The sequence below is a fragment of the Pseudoalteromonas sp. HM-SA03 genome (assembly GCF_002289345.1).
Lineage (GTDB): Bacteria > Pseudomonadota > Gammaproteobacteria > Enterobacterales > Alteromonadaceae > Pseudoalteromonas.
Map to the genome: position 1 here is coordinate 1 of NZ_NSDG01000040.1, position 838 is coordinate 838.

At 45.5% G+C, this 838-nt stretch carries 1 protein-coding gene and 1 pseudogene; both read left to right on the forward strand.

The window, feature by feature from the left end:
- Positions 1-468, forward strand: a pseudogene (locus tag CKO50_RS07845) (transposase); the annotation flags it as partial.
- 126 nt (positions 469-594) lie between these two features.
- The coding region (locus CKO50_RS24250) for a hypothetical protein (protein WP_217989647.1) at positions 595-838 on the forward strand (244 nt) is incomplete at its 3' end.

Consider the following 838-nt stretch of genomic DNA (forward strand, 5'->3'; position numbering starts at 1 on the left):
CAAGCATTGCTGGACGAGGCGGCGTTGGTCGCTTGTCTAGCCTACGTAGACTTAAACCCCATTAGAGCCAAAATCGCCGCAACGCCTGAAACCTCAGACTACACCAGTATCAAAAAGCGCATCGACCACGCTAAGCTGGGAAAACAACCAAAAAGCCTACTACGCTTTGCTGGCAGCCCACGAAAACATATGCCTAAAGGCCTGCCTTTTGAACTCAAATCCTATATTGAATTAGTTGAACTCACAGGCCAATGTATTCGCACCGACAAGCGAGGCTATATTAACGAAGCAGAGCCCATTCTTACTCGATTAAATATAGAGCCTGAGAACTGGATAAAACTCACGACGCAGTTTTCTCGGGTATTCCACGGTGCAGTTGGTCGAGAGCAAGTACTCACAGCTTATTGTGGAACCCTTAAAAAACGACGACGGACAAACCTAACAAACTGCGAGCGCTTGTTGGCTTAGCAAAACTCACATTCTCAATTCTAGAATTTCTTACTGTTGTATTTACAGCGCGTTGTCGTACGCGATAACGCAGTTTTAGTGTAGAGATACGCTTGAGCGCTAAAACGTAACCTATCGATAGACGTTATGGGCCAAAGTGACGGCTGTGCTTTCATACTTTTTTACTTCACCTCCTCAGCTTTGACGTTAATAGTGATGGGTGTCGCCTATTTTTCCCTCCTCAGCTTTGATGTTAATAGTGATGGGTGTCGCCTATTTTCCCTCGCCTATTTTTCCCTCCAACTAAGAAGTGCAAAAGATGTGGTGGTGATGGACACCCAACAGGTAATGGTGGGTATCAATGCGAGGACTGTAAAAGGTTTTGGGTTTA